Annotated in this window: 23 protein-coding genes and 1 tRNA gene; 8 read left to right on the top strand and 16 right to left on the bottom strand. The window is 62.4% G+C overall.

Annotated elements, in window-relative coordinates:
* Window positions 1-167: 167 nt before the first annotated feature.
* Window positions 168-253 (top strand) — tRNA-Leu (locus NKI99_RS02755).
* A 240-nt stretch (window positions 254-493) separates the two neighbouring features.
* Here NKI99_RS02755 and NKI99_RS02750 read toward each other — a convergent pair.
* The 3 genes from NKI99_RS02750 to NKI99_RS02740 are packed head-to-tail and all read right to left on the bottom strand — an operon-like array spanning window position 494 to window position 3,668.
* Window positions 494-1,942: an aromatic amino acid lyase gene (locus NKI99_RS02750; protein ID WP_352609628.1), complete on the bottom strand. Its 1,449-nt coding sequence runs from the start codon at window positions 1,940-1,942 to the stop codon at window positions 494-496.
* Between the two features lie 26 nt (window positions 1,943-1,968).
* Window positions 1,969-2,553 carry a GDYXXLXY domain-containing protein gene (locus NKI99_RS02745; RefSeq protein WP_352439912.1) on the bottom strand — a complete coding sequence of 195 codons (585 nt, stop codon included), beginning with the start codon at window positions 2,551-2,553 and terminating at the stop codon, window positions 1,969-1,971.
* Window positions 2,550-3,668, bottom strand: coding sequence for a DUF2157 domain-containing protein (locus NKI99_RS02740; protein WP_352609627.1), 1,119 nt, complete (start codon window positions 3,666-3,668; stop codon window positions 2,550-2,552). Before NKI99_RS02740 ends, NKI99_RS02745 begins: the two co-directional genes overlap by 4 nt.
* A 236-nt stretch (window positions 3,669-3,904) precedes the next feature.
* Here NKI99_RS02740 and NKI99_RS02735 point away from each other — a divergent pair, with 236 nt between their 5' ends.
* The 5 genes from NKI99_RS02735 to NKI99_RS02715 all read left to right on the top strand — a co-directional run bounded on the left by NKI99_RS02735 (window position 3,905) and on the right by NKI99_RS02715 (window position 6,889).
* The gene (locus NKI99_RS02735; protein ID WP_013531315.1) at window positions 3,905-4,045 is read left to right on the top strand and encodes a DUF1127 domain-containing protein; all 141 of its coding nucleotides are present in this window, start codon (window positions 3,905-3,907) and stop codon (window positions 4,043-4,045) included.
* A gap of 49 nt (window positions 4,046-4,094) precedes the next feature.
* Complete coding sequence (locus tag NKI99_RS02730; protein WP_013531314.1) at window positions 4,095-4,235, top strand: DUF1127 domain-containing protein; 141 nt, start codon at window positions 4,095-4,097, stop codon at window positions 4,233-4,235.
* A 555-nt stretch (window positions 4,236-4,790) separates the two neighbouring features.
* On the top strand, window positions 4,791-6,209 hold the full coding sequence (gene trmFO, locus NKI99_RS02725; protein WP_352439910.1) for a methylenetetrahydrofolate--tRNA-(uracil(54)-C(5))-methyltransferase (FADH(2)-oxidizing) TrmFO: 1,419 nt from the start codon (window positions 4,791-4,793) through the stop codon (window positions 6,207-6,209).
* Between the two features lie 73 nt (window positions 6,210-6,282).
* Entirely contained in the window at window positions 6,283-6,573 is a 291-nt protein-coding gene (locus NKI99_RS02720) for a type II toxin-antitoxin system ParD family antitoxin (protein ID WP_128304019.1), read from the top strand.
* Window positions 6,557-6,889, top strand: coding sequence for a type II toxin-antitoxin system RelE/ParE family toxin (locus NKI99_RS02715; RefSeq protein WP_352609718.1), 333 nt, complete (start codon window positions 6,557-6,559; stop codon window positions 6,887-6,889). Before NKI99_RS02720 ends, NKI99_RS02715 begins: the two co-directional genes overlap by 17 nt.
* A gap of 8 nt (window positions 6,890-6,897) precedes the next feature.
* On the opposite strand, the gene NKI99_RS02710 is transcribed toward NKI99_RS02715, so the two are convergent.
* The 6 genes from NKI99_RS02710 to yajC form a co-directional block, all read right to left on the bottom strand.
* The gene (locus tag NKI99_RS02710; RefSeq protein WP_352439909.1) at window positions 6,898-7,848 is read right to left on the bottom strand and encodes a sterol desaturase family protein; all 951 of its coding nucleotides are present in this window, start codon (window positions 7,846-7,848) and stop codon (window positions 6,898-6,900) included.
* Window positions 7,848-8,222: a hypothetical protein gene (locus NKI99_RS02705; protein WP_348629836.1), complete on the bottom strand. Its 375-nt coding sequence runs from the start codon at window positions 8,220-8,222 to the stop codon at window positions 7,848-7,850. Before NKI99_RS02705 ends, NKI99_RS02710 begins: the two co-directional genes overlap by 1 nt.
* A 136-nt stretch (window positions 8,223-8,358) precedes the next feature.
* Window positions 8,359-9,201: a phytoene/squalene synthase family protein gene (locus NKI99_RS02700; RefSeq protein ID WP_352609626.1), complete on the bottom strand. Its 843-nt coding sequence runs from the start codon at window positions 9,199-9,201 to the stop codon at window positions 8,359-8,361.
* A gap of 1 nt (window position 9,202) precedes the next feature.
* A complete protein-coding gene (locus tag NKI99_RS02695; RefSeq protein ID WP_352609625.1) occupies window positions 9,203-9,595 on the bottom strand; it encodes an Mth938-like domain-containing protein in 393 nt (130 codons plus the stop codon).
* A gap of 28 nt (window positions 9,596-9,623) precedes the next feature.
* Entirely contained in the window at window positions 9,624-12,173 is a 2,550-nt protein-coding gene (gene secDF, locus NKI99_RS02690) for a protein translocase subunit SecDF (protein ID WP_352609624.1), read from the bottom strand.
* A 51-nt stretch (window positions 12,174-12,224) separates the two neighbouring features.
* Window positions 12,225-12,563, bottom strand: a complete 339-nt coding sequence (gene yajC, locus NKI99_RS02685) for a preprotein translocase subunit YajC (protein ID WP_023812178.1) — start codon at window positions 12,561-12,563, stop codon at window positions 12,225-12,227.
* A gap of 275 nt (window positions 12,564-12,838) precedes the next feature.
* On the opposite strand from yajC, the gene NKI99_RS02680 reads away from it, so the two are divergent.
* Entirely contained in the window at window positions 12,839-13,714 is an 876-nt protein-coding gene (locus NKI99_RS02680) for an ATP-binding protein (RefSeq protein ID WP_352609623.1), read from the top strand.
* A gap of 39 nt (window positions 13,715-13,753) precedes the next feature.
* Here the strand turns inward: NKI99_RS02680 and NKI99_RS02675 are convergent, their stop codons facing one another.
* Window positions 13,754-14,572, bottom strand: a complete 819-nt coding sequence (locus NKI99_RS02675) for an AraC family transcriptional regulator (RefSeq protein WP_352609620.1) — start codon at window positions 14,570-14,572, stop codon at window positions 13,754-13,756.
* A 111-nt stretch (window positions 14,573-14,683) separates the two neighbouring features.
* Here NKI99_RS02675 and NKI99_RS02670 point away from each other — a divergent pair, with 111 nt between their 5' ends.
* Entirely contained in the window at window positions 14,684-15,574 is an 891-nt protein-coding gene (locus NKI99_RS02670; protein WP_023812181.1) for an NAD-dependent epimerase/dehydratase family protein, read from the top strand.
* A gap of 133 nt (window positions 15,575-15,707) precedes the next feature.
* Here the strand turns inward: NKI99_RS02670 and NKI99_RS02665 are convergent, their stop codons facing one another.
* From NKI99_RS02665 to tatB, 6 genes are all read right to left on the bottom strand, one after another.
* Window positions 15,708-17,219: a peptidoglycan DD-metalloendopeptidase family protein gene (locus NKI99_RS02665; RefSeq protein ID WP_352609619.1), complete on the bottom strand. Its 1,512-nt coding sequence runs from the start codon at window positions 17,217-17,219 to the stop codon at window positions 15,708-15,710.
* A 203-nt stretch (window positions 17,220-17,422) separates the two neighbouring features.
* On the bottom strand, window positions 17,423-18,082 hold the full coding sequence (locus NKI99_RS02660; protein WP_023812183.1) for a protein-L-isoaspartate(D-aspartate) O-methyltransferase: 660 nt from the start codon (window positions 18,080-18,082) through the stop codon (window positions 17,423-17,425).
* On the bottom strand, window positions 18,079-18,837 hold the full coding sequence (surE, locus tag NKI99_RS02655; protein WP_023812184.1) for a 5'/3'-nucleotidase SurE: 759 nt from the start codon (window positions 18,835-18,837) through the stop codon (window positions 18,079-18,081). The genes NKI99_RS02660 and surE overlap by 4 nt, the downstream gene beginning before the upstream one ends.
* Complete coding sequence (serS, locus tag NKI99_RS02650; protein WP_352609618.1) at window positions 18,837-20,141, bottom strand: serine--tRNA ligase; 1,305 nt, start codon at window positions 20,139-20,141, stop codon at window positions 18,837-18,839. The genes surE and serS overlap by 1 nt, the downstream gene beginning before the upstream one ends.
* Window positions 20,142-20,337: 196 nt before the next feature.
* Window positions 20,338-21,213, bottom strand: a complete 876-nt coding sequence (gene tatC, locus NKI99_RS02645) for a twin-arginine translocase subunit TatC (protein ID WP_023812186.1) — start codon at window positions 21,211-21,213, stop codon at window positions 20,338-20,340.
* Window positions 21,210-21,992: a Sec-independent protein translocase protein TatB gene (gene tatB / locus NKI99_RS02640; protein WP_352609617.1), complete on the bottom strand. Its 783-nt coding sequence runs from the start codon at window positions 21,990-21,992 to the stop codon at window positions 21,210-21,212. Before tatB ends, tatC begins: the two co-directional genes overlap by 4 nt.
* Window positions 21,993-22,013 lie beyond the last annotated feature (21 nt).

The following is a 22,013-nucleotide window of genomic DNA, read 5'->3' as shown; positions in this document are numbered from 1 at the left end:
GGCCTTGGCAGATCAAATCCACCACACGCATCCTACCATTACCCGCCCCGCCGATAATTCCGTGATCGCGCCAGTATCATCAAGTCGCCCCGTCTGTTTGCACGTTCGTCGAACGCTCAACAACATGACTTGACGGCCTGTGTCAGGCGTCTGAAAAGGGCTGGCCTGCGGACGTGGCGGAATTGGTAGACGCAAGGGACTTAAAATCCCTCGATCTCTGATCGTACGGGTTCGATTCCCGTCGTCCGCACCAGCCTTCGCTCTTCGAGCTTCGAGTGGCGAGCCACCTGAAGCTCGTTAGTGCATGTCGCCCAAAGTGACCTCGGTTTTGGGAGAGCGACATGCACAAAGACAAAGACCTGAAGCGGGTCGCCTGAAGGCGCGACACCGCTTAGACAAAGGAGCGTCCTCCGAAGCCTTGGCCAAGGAGGACCGGTTCGAATTTCATCCGTTCAGGCGCACCAATTTCACCAGCCAGGGCTTGTTGGCATCTCTACGCCTCGAACACTTTCTGTGTGAACCATTCCGCCAGCCTGGCAAGCTCAGGCCCCAGCACACGATCGGCACCGACAGGCGGCACGATAGCTCTGATTTGATCGACGAAGGAGCGCAGTGCCGGCGGCGGCGTCCGTTCGGTGACGTGCAGCGCCTGCGAGGCGATCATCGCCAGCATCGCCATGGCGGCATCGACGCAGCGGCCGGCGGTCGCTTCCTTGGTCCATGCGAAGAATGCCGTCGTGGCGACGTCGTCCTGCCCCGCACCGGCCGATTCCGTGCCCGGAATGAAGGTACGTTGCGCCGCCAGCTTGGCCTGCTCGAGATAGCCGGTGATCGCCATCGGCACGTAGCCGACATTGCCGTGGCCATCGCTGTCGGCCGAGTGTCGTCCGGTCATCAGAAGATCGGGCAGCAGCAACACCTTGCCGTTGAGCAGCTTGGAGGCGTGGCGATCACAAAGCAGGCAGATGTCGGCCCATATCGCCGCCAGATCATCCAGCGCCGGCGTCGCCATGGCGTTGTGATAGCCGCCGGTCGAGATGCAGCGGCCGAGCGGATGTGCATCTTCGGGCGGGATATAGACCGGATTGTCCGATATAGAGGCCAGCGACACATTGGCTGCCCGCTCGGCCGACGACAGCGCACGATGCGCCTGGCCGAGGACGCGCGGCACGATGCGGTAGCTGACCGGCGCCTGATAATTGCGTCGCCCATCGCCGGCGCCAACCAGAAATTCCCGCAAACCCTGCAGGGCCGCGGCCTCATGCTCATCACCCCAGAGCGTATCGAGGGCGGCGTCATAGTGTTCGAGCGGGGCGCGAAACGCCTCGATCGACAGCGCGAACACTTTTTGCGCCATGCGGATCCGGCGGCGCGCCGCGAGCGCCGCGTCCGCTACGAGGGCTGCAGCGCAGGGCGAGCCGTTGATCAGCGAGCCGCGTTCCTTGACCTCGAGATCGAAGCGCGTCGAAAGCTCGGCAAACAGCGGATAGAGCGCCAGGATTTCGCCGGCGCCGCCCTGGCCCGAGGCCGGCACTGTTGGCATCGGCCCACCATTGAGCATTGCGGCCACGGCAAGCGCGATGCGTGGCGAGGTGGCGGCGTTGCCCTCGATGAAGTTCGTCAGGCGGGCAAGCACGATCGCCCTGACCACGCGATCCGGCAAGGGATCGCCGAACGAGGTGGCGGCGGCAAACGCCTTGATGCGCGCATGGCGATCCCGCTCGTCGAGTTCGAGCTTGCGGCTCGCCAGCTCTCCCATGGCGGTGGTGACGCCATAGATGACCGGTGGCGGATCGGATTCAATCAGCCTGAGAAACGAGGCGCGGCATTCGGCGATGCGCTGCAAGGCCTTCTCGTCGATGTCCACCGTGTCCTTCTTCCAGGCGACGCGGAAAACAGTGTCGAGGTTGATGTCCTCACGCGTCGACAGGCTAACTGGCATGTTTCACACCACTGCAAATAAGGGACTTAGTAGAGTGGTTCCTCGAACAGCGTCTTGTCGCCGTCCACCAGCGCCTTGATCTGCGCGGTGCCGTCGCCGGCGAGCGCAAGACGGATGCCGAATGGCCGCACCCGCATGTCGTTCTGGATCGCCATCCCCTCGCCTTCCGGCAGATAGAAGCGTTCGATGCCATAGTCCGGCGCGATGGTCATCCCTTCGCCGCGAAGATCCCAGCCCTCGGCGATGTGGCCTAAAATATCGGCCTCGTCCGCAGCGGCCGGCTTCGGCGCCTTGCCGAACCAGGCTGTCGTCGGCTGCCAATAGCCGTCGGAGCCCTTCTTCAGGCGCACGACAATCGAGGTGTCGTCGCTGGAAAACTTGTCGGGCGGAATGTTGGCGATCATTTTCACCGGTATGCGCGAAATATCGTAGCCCAGGATAATATAATCGCCGCGCAGGAGGTCGCGCGGATCGACAGGTTCGATCTTCAGCAAGACTTCCTTGCCGTTGCGCAGGATGGCCGCGCGACCGGCGATGATCCAGCTCAGGAAGCCGATTTGAACGAGCGCCAGCAGCAGTGCCGAGATGACAAGCCTTTTCCCGGTGATCATGCCGTGGCTCCTTTGGCATCTGGACCTTTCATACGCTTTTCCACGCGGATGATGACGATCGCAAGGATGCCGAGCAGCACTGCGGCGGCCAGGAAGAAGCCGGCTGTATCGAGCATCGATTGCAAGGTCACCACATAGATGATGGCGAGTTCGAAGGCGAAGCCAAGATAGGCAAACCAGCGCAGCCCACGGCTTTCCCGTCCTGCCAGCACGATTGCGGCGACAATGCCGGCAAGCGCGATCACCGAAGCGAGGGCAAAACCGCTGTTGTAGGTGCTCTCGTCGGCGAGTTCGAACTGGATCATTGCGAGGCCGGTGAGGAAGCCGAGCAGTGCGTGCAAGGGCAAGCGGCCGCCGAGCTGCACGACCCGGTCGACCGGATCCGGCGCGAAGACCGAGGCCGCGAACAGCAGCGCCGAGACGACGACCAGCGGGATAGCCACCTGCAGCGTGTCGTGGTTGGTGACGAGCAGCACAAGATAGAACAGAACCGACAGGATGATCAGGTGGCGCGCCGCCTGGCTGCGGGTCCAGAACGATACGGCAAACAGCACGATCGCCATGATCACGAAGGCATGCGGAAATTCGCTGCGGCTGTAGTAGTCGAAGCCTTTGAGGAACAGCCAGGCATCGGCGATGCCGACCGAAGCGACCGTCAGCGGATTCGAACGCAGCGCAACCGCCGCCAGCGCCGTGCCGGCGCCCCAGGTGACCAGAGCAGACGCCTCGTCGCCCGAGAGATGATACATCTGGCCGATCAGCGCGATCGAGCCGCCGAAAGCCGCGGCCGCCACGATCCACAGCGCTTCGCCGAGCGCCGGATGGTCGCGGGTCTTCAGCACCGCGCCGCCGACATAGCCGCCGAGGATGACGGCAAACAGTGCCGCCACGCGTGCCAGGCGCGGGATCGCGTCCCAGTTGGCGGCGACGAAAATCAGGATGGCGGCGCCGAACAGCAAGGCGGCCATCATTGCCAGGATAGAGCCGAAGCTAAGCGACTCGCGCGCGTTGGCCTCGACATTGCACGAAAGCGAATCGGCTGTGGCGGCGTCGATCAGCCCGGCCTGCAGCCAGCGCGCGATATCCGCCCTGACCCGCGACGAATAGCTCGCCATGCTGTGTCTCCCCCACGTTTGGTCTTTTTTCAGCCGATCCGGTCAAATCGTTGACGCGGCGGCATTTTCCGATTCGGGTTTCTTTGTGTCAGGTCCGTGAACGCCCGTTAATGCTGCATTGCACAATTTGCATTGCTGCCATGCAGCCATAGCGCTTTTAAATCGATATGGGTCCGCCTATTTATAGTTCGTACACAAACGGAATGATCCGCAAGAAAGACGAAACGAGAACTACCATGAACCTGATCCGCAACTACCGCAACTGGCGCCGCTACAGGGACACCGTGTCCGAGCTGAGCCGCCTAAGCAACCGTGAACTGACCGACCTCGGCATCAGCCGCAGCGACATTCCTTACGTCGCTCGCAAGGCGGTCTAATTCTTCGGACCGCGAATGGTCCGAACCAGTTTTGAAAAAGAGAACGACAATGAACCTGATCCGCAACTATCGTAACTGGCGCGTTTATCGCGAGACGGTTACCGAGCTGGGTCGCCTTTCCAACCGCCAGCTGCATGATCTCGGTATCGTCCGCGACGAAATCAAGATCATCGCCCGCCAGGCGATCTAGACAGAATTTCGGCAGGGTCGACCTCCTCCCCGACCTTGACGAATACGGTCACCCCTTACCTCCTCCCAAGGGTTGACCACAAAAACGGCGCCCGCCGCACCTCCTCCCGCGGCGGGCGCTGTTTCCCCGGGGCAAATCAAATTTGCCCAGAAGGGTTTCGCCCCTTTCAAAATTAGCGAAAGAGATTTCGTCAAAGCCGACCTCCTCCCCGGCAATGACGAATAGGTCCGACCTTCACCTCCTCCCGAAGGTTGGCCACCAAAACGGCGCCCGCCGCACCTCCTCCCGCGGCGGGCGCTGTTTCCCGGCCCCAGAAGGGTTTCGCCCCTTTCAAAATTAGCGAAAGAGTTTTCGTCAAAGCCGACCTCCTCCCCGGCGATGACGAATATGGTCGGCCTTCACCTCCTCCCGAGGGTCGACCCCAAAAACGACACCCGCCGGACCTCCTCCCCCGGCGGGTGTTGTTGTTTTCAGGGGCGCTCCGATCAGCAGCTGTTTGCTCCGCACCGCGCACGGCAATTGCAATCGCCGCACCAAGCGATTATTCCGGCGTTCATGAGCAAAAACCCAATCCACATCATCGGCGGCGGCCTCGCCGGTTCCGAAGCCGCATGGCAGGCAGCCGAGGCCGGCGTGCCCGTCATCCTGCATGAAATGCGGCCCGTTCGCGGCACCGATGCGCACAAGACCGACAGCCTGGCCGAGCTGGTCTGTTCGAACTCCTTCCGCTCCGACGACGCCGACAACAATGCCGTCGGCCTGTTGCATGCCGAAATGCGGCTGGCCGGCTCGCTGATCATGAGCGCCGGCGACGCCAACCAGGTGCCTGCTGGCGGCGCGCTCGCCGTCGACCGCGACGGATTTGCCGACGCGGTGACGAAAAGGCTTGAAGCGCACCCGCTGATATCAATCCAGCGCGAGGAAGTGCCGGGCCTGCCGCCGGCGGATTGGGACCAGGCGATCATCGCCACGGGTCCATTGACCGCGCCCTCACTTGCCCAGTCGATCGCGGAAGCGACCGGCGCCGATGCGCTAGCCTTCTTCGACGCCATCGCGCCGATCGTCCACTTCGACACGATCGACATGGACATTTGCTGGTTCCAGTCGCGCTACGACAAGGTCGGGCCCGGCGGCACCGGTAAGGACTACATCAACTGCCCGATGGACAAGGACCAGTACCTTGCCTTCGTTCAGGCGCTGGTCGACGGCCAGAAAACCGAATTCAAGCAATGGGAAGGCACGCCCTACTTCGACGGCTGCCTGCCGATTGAGATCATGGCCGAACGCGGCGTCGAGACGCTCCGTTACGGCCCGATGAAGCCGATGGGGCTGACCAATGCACACAATCCGACGGTGAAGGCCTATGCCGTCGTCCAGCTGCGGCAGGACAATGCGCTGGGCACGCTCTATAACATGGTCGGCTTCCAGACCAAGCTGAAGCACGCCGAGCAGGTGCGCGTGTTCCGCACCATACCGGGTCTCGAAAACGCCGATTTCGCCCGCCTCGGCGGCCTGCACCGCAACACCTACATCAACTCGCCGACCTTGCTCGACGCTTCGCTGCAGCTGAAGTCGCGCCCCGGCCTGCGTTTTGCCGGCCAGATCACCGGCTGCGAGGGCTATGTCGAGAGTGCCGCGATCGGCCTGCTCGCCGGCCGTTTCGCCGCCGCGGAAAGGCTCGGCCATGCGCCGTCGCTGCCGCCGCTGACTACGGCCTTCGGCGCGCTGCTCAACCACATCACAGGCGGCCACATCGTTTCGGATGACGAGCCGGGAAAGCGCTCTTTCCAGCCGATGAATGTCAATTTCGGCCTGTTCCCGCCTGTGGAAGCGCCGAAGACCGAGGGCAAGCGCATGCGCGGCAAGGACAAGACCGTCGCCAAGCGGCATGCCATCACATCGCGCGCACGCGCCGATTGCCGGCAATGGCTGGGATTGGCGGCGCAAACGGAAACGGCCGAAGCTGCAGAGTAGCCAGCTTCCTCCCTGATTGGACCATAGGCGTCAAGTAGGATACTATCTCACTTCTTGCCTAAGAGAGACAGCCATGGAATCCGCCGAGAAACTATCGGTCACCGTCACGCCCGCAATGGCGCGCATGATCCGCGAAAAGGTCGAAGATGGCTCCTTCGGATCGGCCAGCGAAGTCATCCGTGCAGCCCTTCGCGCCTTCCAGCGCGAAGAGGAAGAGCATGCCGAGCGCATGGCGTCGATCAGAGCCCGGGTGAAGGCGTCGATCGAGGATACAAGGCCGGGCCATTCGGGAGAAGAGGTTCGCACTCACCTCCGGGGACTCTTCGCCCAGTATTCGAGCCGTGCCGATGATTCGGCGGCTTGAGGTCGAGTATCGTGAAGATGCCAGAAATGATCTGGCCAACATTTTCAGACATATAGTCGAAGCCAATGGAAGTCCTGACGTCGCGCTGAAGTTCGTTCTGCGCATCGAAGACCGGTGCCAGAGCATCGGCAACGCGCCTCGCGGCGGTCGTTCCCGCGACGACATCCTGCCAAGATTGCGAACAGTTCCGTTCGAGCACTCTGCAGTCATCGCTTACATCATCGACGATAACTTCGTCCGCATCGTCAACATCTTCCATGGCGGTCGCGACTATGAAACGCTGATGCGCGAGGGCGGGTCGAGCGAACCATCCTGAGGCGATGGTTATTCGGCTGGCTCGACACCAGCCGCCGGCAACCCCGGCTTGCCCGCCTCATCAGGATTTCGCCTGACATAGGCAGCTTTCAATGTCTCGGAAGTTTCGCGCGAGCCGTCATGGCTCCAGCCCGGCGGCTTGATCAGATAGTTCAGGCGGTCGCTCAACGTCAGACCGGGCGCAAAGGCATCCCTGAACATGCCGATCCATTCATGGAACGCCACTTTCAGCGGATTGAAGGTGCCGACATTCCTGACGATGCCGTAGCGCGGCCGGTCTTCTTCCAGTTCTCCGACGAAGGTGCCGAACACGCGATCCCAGATGATCAGCGTGCCGGCATAGTTGGCGTCGAGGTAGCGCGGATTGGTGGCGTGATGGACGCGGTGGTGTGACGGCGTGTTGAAGACGAACTCGAACCAGCTCCACATCTTGCCGATCGTCTCGGTGTGGATCCAGAACTGCCAGACAAGGTTGAAGCCGAAGGTGAAGGCAATCACCGCCGGGTGGAAGCCGAGCAGCACCAGCGGCGCCTGCAAAATGAACATGAAGGTGAACAGACCGGTCCAGCTTTGCCTGAGCGCCGTCGACAGATTGTAGTGCTGGCTGGAATGGTGGTTTACGTGTTCGGCCCACACCCAGCGCACCCGGTGCGCGATGCGATGATAGACGTAGTAGCGCAGATCATCGAGCAGGAAGGCGGCCAGGAACACCCAGACCGACAGGCCGAGATTGAAGACGCGGAATTGCCACAGCCACAGCAGTGCCCAGTAGGACACGACGCCAAGCAGCAGCCCGGCAACGACATTGCCGGTGCCCATCATCAGGCTGGTCAAGGTGTCGCGCGTCTCGAACGAATCCCTGGCGCGGCCGGTGCGCACCAACCAAAGCTCGATCAGGATCGCGACCACGAAGAACGGGATGGCCAGTTGGGTGACTTGCGGGAAATTGTAGCTGTCCATCACGCGGCCTGCCCAGTGGAATTTGAACCTTGCGGCTCAAGCGCTTTCAGCACGCCCTGTGCATCCGTTGAGCTGGCAAAGCGGAAGCGGCCGCCCTTCCAGGTGAAATCGGCGAGCCGCAGCGAAACCGTGTTCGCATCTCCGGCGTTCAAAACCGCGACATTCTGAGGCGAGACGATGCGGGTCAAAAAGCGATCGCCGATGCTGTGAACGATGCCGATGCGCCCTCGCCCGATATCCAGAAACGCCGTCTTGGCATCCGCTGTCAGGCGGACCACCGTCGCGATCTCGTCGGGAAAATCCTCAGTGAATCGGCTCACTGCGCGATCGACACTGCTGAGCGTCGCCGTCTTGCTGCCGCCGGTGAAATGCACCGCCGCAACCGACAGCGCGATGCCGAAGGTAACGATCGCTACCAATATGGGTAAGCTCATTCATCTCCTCCGGGCCGGCCTGTTGTCTTCAGCAACAGTTTGGCGCGGGGACGTCTTAACATGATTGACGTTTACGTCAAAGCGCAGGCCAGCCCTTGCTCGCGCGACGCAGCAGCAGCCAATGCCGGCGCAAGGCCGACAGCCGCGCCACGCCTTCGAGCGGCGAACCATTCTCCATCTTGCCGAGATAGGCACGTGACAGGGCGAGCGGCAGGAATGCCGGACGCAGCGATACAGGCAGAGCCGGAGCGCCTCGCTCGAAGGCGGAAAGATGTTCCCGTGCCAGCGCCATCATCGCCGCCACCGCGCGTTTGGCGCCGGGTCCGCCATCACCGGCAACGAACTCCTGCGGCGAAGAGCCGGCCGCTGCAAGGATATCGGCCGGGACAAAACACTGTCCGCGCCGGCGATGCAGCGGCAACAGCAGCAGCAGGCCGGTCATCGCCTGCGCACAGCCTGCCCTGCCCGCCAGATCGGCAAAGCGCGGCGCCTCGACGGGATCGAGCACCATCGCCGCAAGCTGGATGAGTGCTGCGGCCGTCTCGCCGCAATAGCCTTCCAGATCGGTGCGCGACGGCATCGGGTCGTCGTAGAGGTCGAAGATGCGCGCATCGAGCATGTTCTCGAAGGCCGGCTCCGGGAGGCCGAACGTCGCTATCGTGGCGTTCAAGGCTTCGGCAGTGGGATGGCCGGCGCCGGCCTCGCCGCCGGCGGCAATGACATCGCGCCACCATTGCAGCCTCACCTCGCCCGGCAACGCTTCATGGATGCGATCGCGGATGCCTGCGATCTCGGCATTGAAGGCGTAGAGCGAAAACAGCGCGTCGCGCTTGTCGTCGGGCGCGTAGAGCGCGGTCAGATAGCGATCATGGTCGGCGACGCGCACCGCGTCCATGACGATTTTGGCATTCTGGGACATCTCAGTCGACAGCGATGAGCGCGGCGGCCACGGCGCGCTCTTCCGCCAGAAGGACATTGTAGGTCCGTACCGCGGCACCGGTCGACATCGGGTCGGACGCAATTCCGGCCGCCTTCAACGCGGCCCGCAGTGCGGCGGGCAATGGCCTGAGTTCCCTGCCCATGCCGACCAGCAGGATCTCGACCCTGTCGGCTTCTGCCAGCAGCTTGTCGAAATCCGCCACCGTCAGCGCCAGAGGATCCGCCGGCTCCCAGCCATGGATGCCGGATGGCAGGCAGAGCAGCGAGCCGCGATGCGACATGTCGGCAAAGCGGAACCCGCCATTGCCGTAGGCTTCGATCGGCGCGCGGCCCGGAAAATGCGCCTCGCGGATGACGATGCCTTTGCTGGTCATCGTTCTGTCATCCCTTCGGGGCGGCGCGTCAGGTCGCGACCGCCTTGCCGCCATTGACCGGCTTCTCCTCGTCGGCAGTTGCCTGCGGCCGCAACTTGAACAGGATCAGCAGCGGTGCGGCGATAAAGATCGAGGAATAGGTGCCGAAGACGACGCCGAACAGCATGGCCATGGTGAACGAGCGGATCACCTCGCCGCCGAACAGCACCAGCGCCAGCAGCGCCAGGATCGTCGTCACCGATGTCAGTGTCGTCCTCGACAGAGTCTCGTTGATGGCGTTGTTCAACAGTTGCGGCAGCGGCATCCGCTTGTATTTTCGCAGATCCTCGCGAACACGGTCATAGACCACGATCGTGTCATTCAGCGAATAGCCGATGATGGTCAGGATCGCCGCCAGTGACGACTGGTTGAACTCCAGCCCGGTGATGACGAAGAAGCCAAGTGTCATGACCACATCGTGCACCGTCGCCACGATGGCGCCGACCGCGAACTGCCATTCGAAGCGGAACCAGACATAGACCAGGATGCCGAGCAGCGCGATCAGCATGGCGATGGTGCCTTGCTTGGCGAGTTCTCCGGAGACTGTCGGTCCCACCACTTCCACGCGGCGGAAGTCATAATTGTCCTGCAGTTCGCCGCGCACCTTGTCGATGACGGTCTGCTCGGCATTCTCGCCGCCATCCTGCGAGCCGACGCGGATCAGCACGTCGTTCGGATCGCCGAACTGCTGCACCTGGACTTCGCCGATGTTGAGTTCGGTCAGCCGCGCGCGGATATCGGCGATGTCGGCGTTGCCGGTCTTGGCCTTCACCTCGATCAGCGAGCCGCCCTTGAAGTCGATGCCGTAATTGATGTCGACGGTCATGAACAGCACGACCGAGAGCACCGAAAGGATGCTCGACAGCGCGAAGGTCCAGCGGCGGATGCCCATGAAGGGGATCTTCGTGCCGGGCGGAATGAACGTCACCGGCGCCTTCGGCAACTCCTTCGGGCGGGCCCGGCGCAGCCAGATCGAGACCAGCAGACGGGTGAAGGTGAAGGCGGTGAAGACCGTGGTCAGGATGCCGATGGCGAAGGTGATGGCAAAGCCCTTCACCGGCCCGGTACCGAGATAGAACAGCACCACCGTTGCGATCAGCGAGGTGACGTTGGAATCGACGATGGTCGCCAGCGCCTTGGTGAAACCGGTATCGATCGCCTGGATCACCGAGCGGCCGTTTCGTCGCTCCTCGCGGATACGTTCGTAGATCAGCACGTTGGAATCGACCGCCATGCCGATGGTCAGCACGATGCCGGCGATACCAGGCAAGGTCAGCGTCGCGCCGAGCAGCGACAACAGTCCGACGATCATCGCCACGTGCACCGCCAGCGCGATGTTGGCGAGGAAGCCGAGGAAGCCGTAGGCCACGAACATGAAGGCAACGACGAGGATCGAGCCGATGATTCCGGCCACCTTGCCGGCATGGATCGAATCCTGGCCGAGACCCGGACCAACGGTACGCTCTTCGATCACCGTCAGCGTCGCGGGCAAGGCGCCGGCGCGCAGCAGCACGGCGAGGTCGTTGGCGCTCTGGGCGGTGAAATTGCCGGAAATCTGGCCGGTACCGCCAAGGATCGGCTCACGAATCTGCGGCGCCGAGATCACCTGATTGTCGAGGATGATGGCGAACAGCTTGCCGACATTCTGTGAGGTCGCCTGGCCGAAACGCGCGGCACCCTTCGAATCGAAGCGGAACGAAACCACCGGCTCGTTGTTCTGCGAATTGTATGTCGCCTGCGCATCGACGAGGTTTTCGCCCGAGACGATGACGCGATTTTCGATCAGATACGGAACCGGCGGATCGTCCTGCGAGTACAGCACCGACGAGCCGGCGGGCGGGCGGGCGTTCAGCGCGTCCTGCACCGGCATCGACTGGTCGACCATCTGGAAGGTCAGCTTGGCGGTCTGGCCGAGGATTTCCTTCAGCCTTTGCGGATCCTGAAGACCCGGCACCTGGACGAGGATACGGTCGTCGCCTTGCCGCTGCACGATAGGTTCGGTCGTGCCGAGTTCGTTGACGCGGCGCTCGACCACCTCGATCGACTGCGTCAGCGCCGTCGATGTGCGATATTTGATGCCGGCGTCGGTGACGTTGAACTTGAGCAGGCCGGGCTCGGAATCGTCCAGCGTCATTTCCTGGATGGAGCCGCCGGTGAACAGGCCGGCAGCGACCGGATCGGTCAGCGTCTTCAGTGCTGCCTTGGCGGCATCGAGTTGAGCGGGATCGGTGATGCGGACCTGCAAGGTCCGCCCCGTGCCGGCAAGGCCGGTATAGCCGATCTTGGCGTCGCGCAGCAGTGTGCGGATTTCGTCGCGCGTCGTCTCCAGCCGGTCCTTGATCAGATCGTTCTGATTCATCTCCAGCAGGATGTGCGAACCGCCCTGCAGATCGAGGCCGAGCGTCATCTGCCGCTTCGGCACCCAGTCGGGAAGCTTGGCCAAGGTGCTTGCGGGGATGAGATTGGGCGCGGCGAGGATCACTGTGATGGCCACGGCCACCCAGATCAGGATCATCTTGAAGCGCGAAAAATACAGCATATGGCGTCGTCCGTCAGAGCGTGTCCGCGGATCGCTCCGCCTAAAATTCGGTTATTTCTTGGCATTCTGGTTCGCCACCGGCTCGCCCTTGACGCGCACATCGGCGATCGTGGAACGCAGCGCCGTCACCTTCATGCCACCGCCGAGGTCGATCTCGAGCTCGTTGTCGTCGATCACCTTGGTCACCTTGCCGACGAAGCCGCCGCCGGTGACGACCGTGTCGCCGCGACGGACCGCGGCCAGCATCTCGCCGCGCTTCTTCAGCTGCGTGCGCTGCGGCCTGATGATCAGAAAATACATGATCACGAAAATCAGGACAAACGGCAAAATGCTGATGAACATGTCTGGAGAAGCGCCGACGCCTTGGGCGTATGCCGGTGTCACGAACATCGAGGTACTCCTGAATTTTGAAAACAGCCGCCAATCTGGCGGCCCCTTGAAATTTGGCCGGAATATAGTCGGTAAAGTTGTCAATGCAACTGCGCGGCCGCCCAAATCGGCTGCTTTTCCGGCCTGTTGAGCCGTGTTAGAGCAGGATCGCGAAAAGCGCGAGCCAGTTTTTGGAAAAGATCACGCTCGAACAAAAGGTTGCAGCCGGTTTTGTATCAGACGGAATCGGCCAGCTTCACGCCCCCACACGTCAAAACGCGAAACAAAAGACAGCCATGACCGACAGCAGCAGTGAAGCCCTGAACCAGAAACTCGACCGGCTGATCGAAGCGGTGAGCCGCCTCGCCCCGCCGCCGGTGCCCCAAACGGACCTCGGCGCGGCCGATTGCTTCGTCTGGCAGGCCGATCCGGGCTATCTGGAACCGGTGCGCAGGGTTAACCGCGTCGACATCGGCCTGATCCGTGGCGTCGACCGCGTCCGCGACATCCTTGTCGACAACACCGAACGCTTCGCTGGCGGCTATCCGGCCAACAACGTATTGTTGTGGGGCGCGCGCGGCATGGGCAAATCGTCGCTGGTCAAGGCCGTGCATGCCCAGATCAACGCCAGGACCAAGTCCGACCTGCCGTTGAAGCTGATCGAAATCCACCGCGAGGACATCGACACGCTGCCGAAGTTGATGGGATTGCTCAAGGCGGCGCCCTTCCGCTTCATCCTGTTTTGCGACGACCTCTCCTTCGACCATGACGACACCTCCTACAAATCGCTCAAGGCAGCGCTCGAAGGCGGCGTCGAGGGCCGCCCGGCCAATGTCATCTTCTACGCCACCTCGAACCGCCGGCATCTTTTGCCCCGCGACATGATCGACAACGAGCGCTCGACCGCCATCAACCCGTCCGAGGCGGTCGAGGAAAAAGTGTCGCTGTCCGACCGGTTCGGGCTGTGGCTCGGCTTCCACAAATGTTCGCAGGACGAGTATCTCGACATGATCGACGGCTATGTCAGGCACCATGGCCTTGTCGTGGATCCCGAGCAACTGCGCGCCGAAGCACTGGAATGGGCGACCACCCGCGGCAGCCGCTCAGGTCGCGTCGCCTGGCAGTTCACCCAGGACCTGGCTGGCCGGCTCGGCAAGCCACTGAGGGACTGATACGTTGGGTGGCGTCGCCAACGCCATCCAATGACAAGATCATTTGGGCTGCGACCGCCGCAAGTCACGCGGCGTTTGGCCGATCTCACGACGCATCCAATGCGCCAGGTGTGACTGGTGCGCAAAGCCCGTCAATTCCGCAACCTCGCTTGTGCTGAGATCCCCGCGCCGGAGCAGGACGCGTGCGCGTTCGACCCGGCGTCGCAACACGTACCGGTGCAGGGTGAAGCCTGTCGCCGCCTTGAACCAAGCCCGCAAGTGCGAGCTGCTCGCCCCGGCAAATCGGCTCAGTCGGAGGATCGAAAGGGGCTCGTGCAGGCCAGCCTCAATATGCTCCAACACACGCTTGAGCTGGGCATCTGACAACCGGTTTCTTCGGTCGACATCGAGATTGTCAAGACCGAGCAGCCTCACCGCAAGAGCTGCGCCAATGCTGTCGGCAAACAAAGGTCCACTCGGTGAGTTTGCGTTGACATCGCTCTCGAGTGCTCGGGCGAGATGTTGGATGCGCTGATCACGAAGCAGGTGACGTGTGTCGAGCGGCAATGCGCGCGCCTTGCCGCCAAGCTCAGCCGCCACCCTTTCCATCAGGGCTGGTTGTAACGCGATCTCGATCGTGTCGAACGGGGTTTCAGTCTCGAAACCGCCCTCTTGGCCAGCGGGCACCAGGTCAATATCGCCGGCGCGCCTCACGAAATATCGACCAACCTCATTGCAGTAGGAACGCGTCGCCGCGCTTGCATGCACCATGATGCGATGATGGGCCGCTTTGGAGAGACGATGGACGCCCGCTTCGATATGCCAGAAGGCCATTGTGACGTCGGGCGGAAATCGAGCCGGAACAGACTGCGAATGCATGCTTTCTCACTTCATGGCAAAACCTGTCCAAGAATTGGCAATTTCCGCGCGATTTTCAATGCCGGGGACATGTACCTACGCCTCTCCATAGAGTTTGGACGAGAGGTTGCCATGGGTTTTTATGTAGTTGTCGGAGCAGGCCCGGTCGGGCACGAGACCGCGCGCCTTCTGGGAGAAGAAGGACATGATGTCGTTCTCACGAGCCGGAGTGTCGGCTCAAACGGGTTGCGGAACGTCCGGGCGGTGCAGGCCGATGCCACCGATGGCGTTGAACTGGCGCGTATCTGCCGAAACGCCGACGCCGTTTTCATGTGTGCCATGGCCGCCTATCACCGGTGGCCGACCGACTTTTTCCCAATCATCGACGGCACCGTGCGGGCCGCGGAAGCGGTCGGCGCGAAGCTTGTGATACTCGGAAACCTCTATGGCTATGGCGAACATGCCGATAGTCCGCTTCACTCCGACCTGTCTCTGGATCCGACTTCGAAGAAAGGAACCGCCCGGACGATCATGTGGCAGCGCGCGGTCCGTGCGGACGTGCCGGCAGTCGAAGTGCGGTCCAGCGATTATCTTGGACATGGCGCGATCAGCTCTTTCTCACTGGTCGCGCTGCCCTCCATAATCGAGGGGAGGCCGACTGCTTTCATTGGAAACCTCGACGCGACTCATGCCTGGTCCTTCACGAAGGACGTGGCCAGGACACTGGTCGCCGCTTCCCGCTACACGGGCGAATGGGGACGAGCATTCCATGTTCCATCGCAACACGCCTCACCCCGGGAACTCATCCTAACGACGGCGGCAATGCTTCACCGTGAAATTCCAGAGACACGTTCCTATTCCATCCCCGAAATGGAGGCATCGGGCATGCATGAGCTCATCGAAATGAGCTACCTCTTCGACAATCCCTTGCTGGTCGATTCCTCCGACGCGGAGACGCTTCTCGGCATCAAGGCCAGCAGCCTTGGCGTCATGATCGCCGACACCCTGCGTGATCATCTTTGAAGCTTGAAGACTGGCGCGTCGCGTTGAAGCTGAAAAAGCCCGCTCCTTTCGGAACGGGCTGAGCCGGCGGGCCGGACTGGAGGTCAGACGGCCCGCAAAATTGCTTTTTTTCTTCTATTCGAGATAGCCTCGACTATTCGAGATAGCCGGACGGATCGACCGGGGCGGAGTTCTTGCGCACTTCGAAGTGCAGCTTCGGCGAGTCCGTCGTGCCGCTCATGCCCGACAGCGCGATTTCCTGGCCGCGCTTGACCTTCTGGCCGCGCTGGACCTCGATCGAGCTGGCGTGGCCGTAGACGGTGACCAGGCCATTCTCGTGGCGCACCAGCACCGTGTTACCGAATTCCTTGAGGCCGTCGCCGGCATAGATGACGACACCGTTTTCGGCTGCCTTGACCGGTGTGCCAGAGGGTACGGCGATGTCAACGCCGTCTTTGCCGGAGCCGAAACCGGAAATCACGCGGCCGCGCACCGGCCAGCGCATCTTGCCGATGCCGGTGGCGTCTGGCGCGACGGCGTCGTCGGCCTCGGCCTGCTGGATGACCTTCGAATCCTTCTTCGGCGGCGTGTAGGACGCCAGCGCTTCCGACGGCGTGGTCTTTGCCGCGGGCTGCGTCGTGGCCGTCGTCACCGGATCGACCTTGGCCGGCTTGGCGGCGGCGACGATCGCGGTTCCACCGGCAGGCACCTTCAGGGTCTGGCCGATCTTGAGCAAGCCATCCTGCATGCCGTTGGCCTGCTTGATGGCAACGACACCGACACCGGTCTTCCTGGCAATCGAGGAAAGCGTGTCGCCTGACTGAACCGTATAGGTGCCAGCTGCATTGGTCGCCTTGGCCGCAGCTACCTGCGGCTTGGGCTCCTTGGGCTGGCTCGCGGCGGCCGACGTGTCGACCGGAGCGGCGGACTTGCCCTCCCTAGGCTTCGGCTGCTGCGGCAGGACGGCCACCTTGTCGGGCGCGGTGGCCGGCAGGTTGTGCTTGGTGTCTTTCGCCGGCTTGGCATCCGCGAGCTTCGGCTCGCTCTTGCTCGAATAGGCGTAGGCCGGGATGACCAGCTTCTGGCCGGTCTTCAGCCCCTTGGTCGCGCTCAACCCGTTGACCTTCATGATCACGTCGGACGGCACCTTGTAGCGCTGCGCCAGGCCGCCGATCGTTTCGCCGTCCCTGACGACGATCTCGGTTGCATGCGGAGTGCCGGAAGCAGCCACGCGGGGTTCGTCAGGTTGCGAAACCTTGAAAGGCGACGCCACTGGGGCGACGGTGCCGGTCGTGGTCCTGTCGACATGCGGTGCCGGGGCCAATGCGGTGCGTACCGGCTTTGACACCGGCGCCACTTCGGAAGCCTGGGCAACCGGCGGCGGCAGCGGCCGCGTCGAGACCGGATCGAGGCTGGAGCGGCTGACCGACTGTGTATGGCTGCCATCGATCGGAGCGGCGGCGACATCGCCCGGATAGGGCTGCTGTACGGCATCCTGCTTGTTGATGATGGCGCGCTGATTGTTGGTCGAGGATGTAAAGACATCGTCGACGCCATTGAACCGCGAAACTTGGGAACTGCACCCCGCAGCGGCACCCGCGACCATCAGTATGGCGCAGCCTCGCGCCAGATTGCGACCGTTTGTCTTCAAAACACTGAGTTGCATCGCACTAACCCGCACATACCCGGTACAAACTAGGCATGATTAAAGCGCGTTAATGTTACTCGACGGTTAACCCCATGGAATCCGACGCAATTTTTCTTAAAATATTAGAGAGCGAGCCCAGGGGAGATTTTCAGGTCATGCCGGCCGGGGTCGAAGACGGCGCGCGCACCCGACGCGGCGCGGCCTGAACATCGACATACGCGCTAGATGACAGCGGCGACACCGCGCAGGATCGGCTGCAGGCGAACGAGGCCGATGTCTTCACGCTCGAAGCGGCTGCCGACCTTGGTCAGCTTGGCCAGCACCTGTTCGCCCTCTTCGGGGCCGATCGGAGCGATGACGATACCGCCGCTCGACAACTGGTCGAGCAGGAAGCGCGGCAGGCTGTCGAAGGCAGCCCAGGCGACGATACGGTCAAATGGCCCTTCATTCGGCAGCCCGCCGGAACCATCGGCGTGGCGCACGATCACATTGCCGATGCCGAGCGCCTCGAAGCGCTGCCGCGCCTGCTCGGCGAGCGTCTTGTAGCGATCGGTGGTGATGACCCGCGCCGCCAGCCGCGACATCACCGCCGAAGTGTAGCCCGAGCCGGTGCCGATCTCGAGCACGCGGTTGCCCTGCTCGATAGCGAGCGCCGCGATCACCGCCGCCTGCATGTCGGCACCTTCGATCGCCTCGCCGCATTCGATCGGCAGCATACGGTCCGACCAGGCGATCTGATGGAACTGGGCCGCCAGGAAGCCGCGCCGCGGCGTCGCCTCGAAGGCCGCGATCAGCGCCTTCGGCACAGTCCCCCGGCCGCGCAGGCGCAGCAGAAAGGCAGCAAAACCTTCGCGGTCATCGATCGGGAGGCCTTGGTTCATGCAAGCGCCTTGCTCAATTGGTCACGGATTTCATGCGCGGTCAGGTCGAGCTGCAGCGGCGTCACCGACACCAGCCTGTTGCGCAACGCGTAGAGATCGGTGCCTTGCTTGCCCTCGACCGGCTCGCCGCCGAAGCGCAGCCAGTAGTAAGGCAGGCCGCGCCCGTCGCGGCGCTCGTCGACCCACAGGGAGTGCACGAGCTTGCCTTGCGTGGTGACCACCGTGCCCGCGACCTCTTCGGGCGTGCAGTTGGGAAAATTGACGTTGAGCAGCACGCCGTCCGGCAACGGCGTCGCGACAAGTTTCTTCAGCAGCGCCGGCGCCAGCACTTCTGTCGTCTCGTAGGGCACGACGCGATCTTCGCCGACATAGCTGTAGCCCTGGCTGAGCGCGATCGAGCGGATGCCGAGCAGCGCACCCTCCATGGCGCCGGCGACGGTGCCGGAATAGGTGACATCGTCGGCGATGTTGGCGCCCGAATTGATGCCGGACAGGATCAGGTCGGGTGCGCCAGGCAGGATCTTCTTGACGCCCATGATGACGCAATCCGTCGGCGTGCCGCGCACGGCAAAATGCTTCTCGCCAATCTTGCGCAGCCGCAGCGGCTCCGAGATCGACAGCGAATGCGCATAGCCGGACTGGTCCTGCTCGGGCGCCACCACCCAGACATCGTCGGACAGCGTACGTGCGACGCGTTCGAGCGACGCCAGTCCCTCGGCATGAATGCCGTCGTCATTGGTCAGGAGAATGCGCATTATTTCGCTTCGATCTTTTCCAGACCGCCCATGTAAGGCCGCAGCACTTCAGGAATGGTTACGCTGCCATCTTCATTCTGGTAGTTTTCGATGACAGCGATGAGCGCGCGGCCAACGGCTGTGCCCGAGCCGTTGAGCGTGTGCACGAAGCGGTTGCCCTTGCCGTCCCTGTCCTTGTAGCGCGCGTCCATGCGGCGCGCCTGGAAATCGCCGCACACCGAGCAGGACGAGATCTCGCGATAGGCGTTCTGGCCGGGCAGCCAGACCTCGATGTCGTAGGTCTTACGCGCACCAAACCCCATGTCACCGGTGCACAGCGTCATGGTGCGGAACGGCAGGCCGAGCCGCTTCAGCACTTCCTCGGCGCATTGCGTCATCCGCTCGTGCTCGGCAAGCGACGATTCCTGATCGGTGATCGACACCAGCTCGACCTTGTAGAACTGATGCTGGCGCAGCATGCCGCGCGTGTCGCGCCCGGCCGAACCCGCTTCCGAACGGAAGCACGGCGTCAGCGCGGTGTAGCGCAGCGGCAGTTTTTCATGCGCGGTGATTTCTTCACGCACAAGGTTGGTGAGTGGGACCTCGGCGGTCGGGATCAGGCCAAGCCTGCCCTCCCCGTGCGGCGTGAAGAACAGATCTTCCTCGAACTTAGGCAATTGGTTGGTGCCGAACAGAACATCGTCCTTGACCATCAACGGCGGGATGACTTCTTCGTAGCCGTGTTCGGTCGTATGCAGGTCCAGCATGAACTGGCCGAGCGCACGTTCCATCCGGGCCAGTCCGCTTTTCAGCACCGTAAAGCGCGAGCCCGACAGCTTTGCCGCGCGCTCGAAATCCATCATGCCGAGCGCTTCGCCGATCTCAAAGTGCTCCTTCACCCAGTTCGGCCGCGTCGGCACCTTGCCGACGAGGTGCTTGACGACATTGTCGTGCTCGTCCTTGCCGACAGGCACGTCGTCGAACGGCACGTTGGGAAGCACTGCCAGCGCATCGGTCAGCGCCTTGTCGAGCTCGCGTTCGCGCGCCTCGCCGTTCTGGATGAAGACCTTGATCTCGCCGACTTCGGCTTTCAGCTTCTCGGCCAAGGCGGCATCGCCCGAACGCATGGCGTTGCCGATCTCCTTCGACGCGGCATTGCGGCGCTCCTGCTTGGTCTGCAGTTCGGTAACGTGCTCGCGCCGCGCCTCGTCCGAGGCGATCAGTCCGTCGACCATGGACTGCGCCTCACCGGCCGACCACGAGCGCTTCACCAGCGCCTCGACAAGGGCCTTCGGGTTGTCGCGAATCCATTTGATGTCAAGCATGGTTTGAACGCTCCTGGGTAGCATGTCGCCCAAAAGTGCACAGCGATTTTGGGACAACGACATGCTCAAAACAAACTGAAACGCATCGCTTTGAGCGCGATGCGTTTCAGCCAGAGGGCGTAAACCGCATCCGAGATCGATGCAAGATGGGCGGGGCGACGACTATGTTTTTCCGCCGCTGCAGCCACTCTGTTGCCTATGAGGAGGCAGGTGCCGGGGGCTCGTCCGGTGCTTTGTCCGCCACCTCGTCCGCCGCATCCTGCTTCTCGCGTGCCACGCGCTGCTTTTCCCGATCGCGCTCGATCAGCCGGGCAGCCCAGATGGAGACCTCGTAGAGAAGGATGGTCGGGATGGCCAGGCCGATCTGACTCATCGGATCGGGCGGCGTCAGTATCGCCGCGACGACGAAGGCAATGACGATCGCCCATTTGCGCTTCTCGGCCAGTCCCTTGGACGACAGCATGCCGACCCGTGTCATCAGGCTGGTCACCACCGGCAGCTGGAACACCAGGCCGAAGGAAAAGATCAGCGTCATGATCAGGCTGAGATATTCCGACACTTTCGGCAGCAGCGAAATCTGCACCTGATCGTCGGTGCCGGCCTGCTGCATGGCGAGGAAGAACCACATCACCATCGGCGTGAAGAAGAAATAGACCAGCGACGCACCCATCAGGAACAGGATCGGCGACGCGATCAGGAACGGCAGGAAGGCATTCCGCTCGTTCTTGTACAGGCCGGGCGCGATGAACTTGTAGATCTGCGTGGCAATCAGCGGAAAGGCGATCACCATGCCGCCGAACATGGCGAGCTTGACCTGAGTGAAGAAGAATTCCTGCGGCGCCGTGTAGATCAGCTCGACCTTGTGCGGATCGAGCCCTGCCCATTGCGTCGCCCATTTGAACGGCACGACCAGGAGGTTGAACAGTTTCTTGGCGAAGAAGAAACAGACCAGGAAGGCAACGAAGAAGCCGCCCAGCGACCAGATCAGCCGCCGGCGCAACTCGATCAGATGCTCCATCAGCGGCGCCGACGATTTCTCGATCTCGTCCTTTTCGGTGTCCGAAACGCTCACTTGGCGGCTCCAGCCGTCTTCTTGGCCACCGGCTTCTTCACCGCTGCAAGCTTCGGTTCGGCTTTCGCCCCCGTCTTGGTCGCTACAGTCTTGGCCGCGATAGCCTTGGCCGCAGCGGGCGTCTTGGCCCTGAGCGTTTCAGGCTGTGCCGTCGTCACGGCCTTCGCCGGCGTCTTGGACGCAGACGCTGCCTTCGCGGCAACCTTTGCACCATTTGCCGAAGCTTTTGCAGCCGGCGTCGCTTTTGCCGGTGCAGGCTTGGTTAGTTTCTTCGCCGCGGATGCCTTCGGCGCCACGACAGGTGCCGCCGGTACTGACGTCGTCACCACCGATTCGTCGGTCATCGCCGGGAAAATCGGCGCTGCTGGCGCTGCTTCCGGTCCGTTGACGCCAGGCATGGTCGTTGCACCGTTCTTCAACGGCTCGGCCGCCTGCGGGATCGAAGCGACAGAGCTTGCCGGATCGGCCGGCTTCGGCTTCATCGCCGCATCGACGCCGGAGCGAACATCGGCCGCGGCCTGTTCGAACGGATTGAGCTGCTTCCTGATCTCGGCCATCGGGCTGAGACCCCTGAGCTCGTCGACTGACTTCTTGACGTCGTCGAGCTCGGCTTCCTTCAGCGCCTCGTTGAACTGTTTCTGGAAATCGGACGCCATGGCGCGCAGCTTCGCCGTCGTGCGGCCGAAGGTGCGCAGCATATTGGGCAAATCCTTGGGTCCTACGACCACGATCATGACGATCGCGATGACCAGCATTTCGGTCCAGCCGACTTCAAACATGGCACTCTGTTCCGACTAGAA

Source organism: Mesorhizobium sp. M0239 (assembly GCF_040321815.1).
In the GTDB taxonomy this organism is placed as follows: domain Bacteria; phylum Pseudomonadota; class Alphaproteobacteria; order Rhizobiales; family Rhizobiaceae; genus Mesorhizobium.
This window is presented reverse-complemented; position numbering and strand designations above follow the sequence as displayed.

What these genes read in the sequence shown, in the direction of transcription:
- NKI99_RS02665 (WP_352609619.1), bottom strand. Translation starts at nt 17,219, where the DNA reads ATGCAACTCAGTGTTTTGAAGACAAACGGTCGCAATCTGGCGCGAGGC.
- NKI99_RS02670 (WP_023812181.1), top strand. Translation starts at nt 14,684, where the DNA reads ATGGGTTTTTATGTAGTTGTCGGAGCAGGCCCGGTCGGGCACGAGACC.
- NKI99_RS02675 (WP_352609620.1), bottom strand. Translation starts at nt 14,572, where the DNA reads ATGCATTCGCAGTCTGTTCCGGCTCGATTTCCGCCCGACGTCACAATG.
- NKI99_RS02735 (WP_013531315.1), top strand. Translation starts at nt 3,905, where the DNA reads ATGAACCTGATCCGCAACTACCGCAACTGGCGCCGCTACAGGGACACC.
- NKI99_RS02715 (WP_352609718.1), top strand. Translation starts at nt 6,557, where the DNA reads ATGATTCGGCGGCTTGAGGTCGAGTATCGTGAAGATGCCAGAAATGAT.
- NKI99_RS02720 (WP_128304019.1), top strand. Translation starts at nt 6,283, where the DNA reads ATGGAATCCGCCGAGAAACTATCGGTCACCGTCACGCCCGCAATGGCG.
- NKI99_RS02680 (WP_352609623.1), top strand. Translation starts at nt 12,839, where the DNA reads ATGACCGACAGCAGCAGTGAAGCCCTGAACCAGAAACTCGACCGGCTG.
- NKI99_RS02695 (WP_352609625.1), bottom strand. Translation starts at nt 9,595, where the DNA reads ATGACCAGCAAAGGCATCGTCATCCGCGAGGCGCATTTTCCGGGCCGC.
- NKI99_RS02660 (WP_023812183.1), bottom strand. Translation starts at nt 18,082, where the DNA reads ATGAACCAAGGCCTCCCGATCGATGACCGCGAAGGTTTTGCTGCCTTT.
- serS (WP_352609618.1), bottom strand. Translation starts at nt 20,141, where the DNA reads ATGCTTGACATCAAATGGATTCGCGACAACCCGAAGGCCCTTGTCGAG.
- trmFO (WP_352439910.1), top strand. Translation starts at nt 4,791, where the DNA reads ATGAGCAAAAACCCAATCCACATCATCGGCGGCGGCCTCGCCGGTTCC.
- NKI99_RS02750 (WP_352609628.1), bottom strand. Translation starts at nt 1,942, where the DNA reads ATGCCAGTTAGCCTGTCGACGCGTGAGGACATCAACCTCGACACTGTT.
- NKI99_RS02700 (WP_352609626.1), bottom strand. Translation starts at nt 9,201, where the DNA reads ATGTCCCAGAATGCCAAAATCGTCATGGACGCGGTGCGCGTCGCCGAC.
- NKI99_RS02740 (WP_352609627.1), bottom strand. Translation starts at nt 3,668, where the DNA reads ATGGCGAGCTATTCGTCGCGGGTCAGGGCGGATATCGCGCGCTGGCTG.
- surE (WP_023812184.1), bottom strand. Translation starts at nt 18,837, where the DNA reads ATGCGCATTCTCCTGACCAATGACGACGGCATTCATGCCGAGGGACTG.
- NKI99_RS02745 (WP_352439912.1), bottom strand. Translation starts at nt 2,553, where the DNA reads ATGATCACCGGGAAAAGGCTTGTCATCTCGGCACTGCTGCTGGCGCTC.
- tatB (WP_352609617.1), bottom strand. Translation starts at nt 21,992, where the DNA reads ATGTTTGAAGTCGGCTGGACCGAAATGCTGGTCATCGCGATCGTCATG.
- secDF (WP_352609624.1), bottom strand. Translation starts at nt 12,173, where the DNA reads ATGCTGTATTTTTCGCGCTTCAAGATGATCCTGATCTGGGTGGCCGTG.
- NKI99_RS02730 (WP_013531314.1), top strand. Translation starts at nt 4,095, where the DNA reads ATGAACCTGATCCGCAACTATCGTAACTGGCGCGTTTATCGCGAGACG.
- NKI99_RS02710 (WP_352439909.1), bottom strand. Translation starts at nt 7,848, where the DNA reads ATGGACAGCTACAATTTCCCGCAAGTCACCCAACTGGCCATCCCGTTC.
- yajC (WP_023812178.1), bottom strand. Translation starts at nt 12,563, where the DNA reads ATGTTCGTGACACCGGCATACGCCCAAGGCGTCGGCGCTTCTCCAGAC.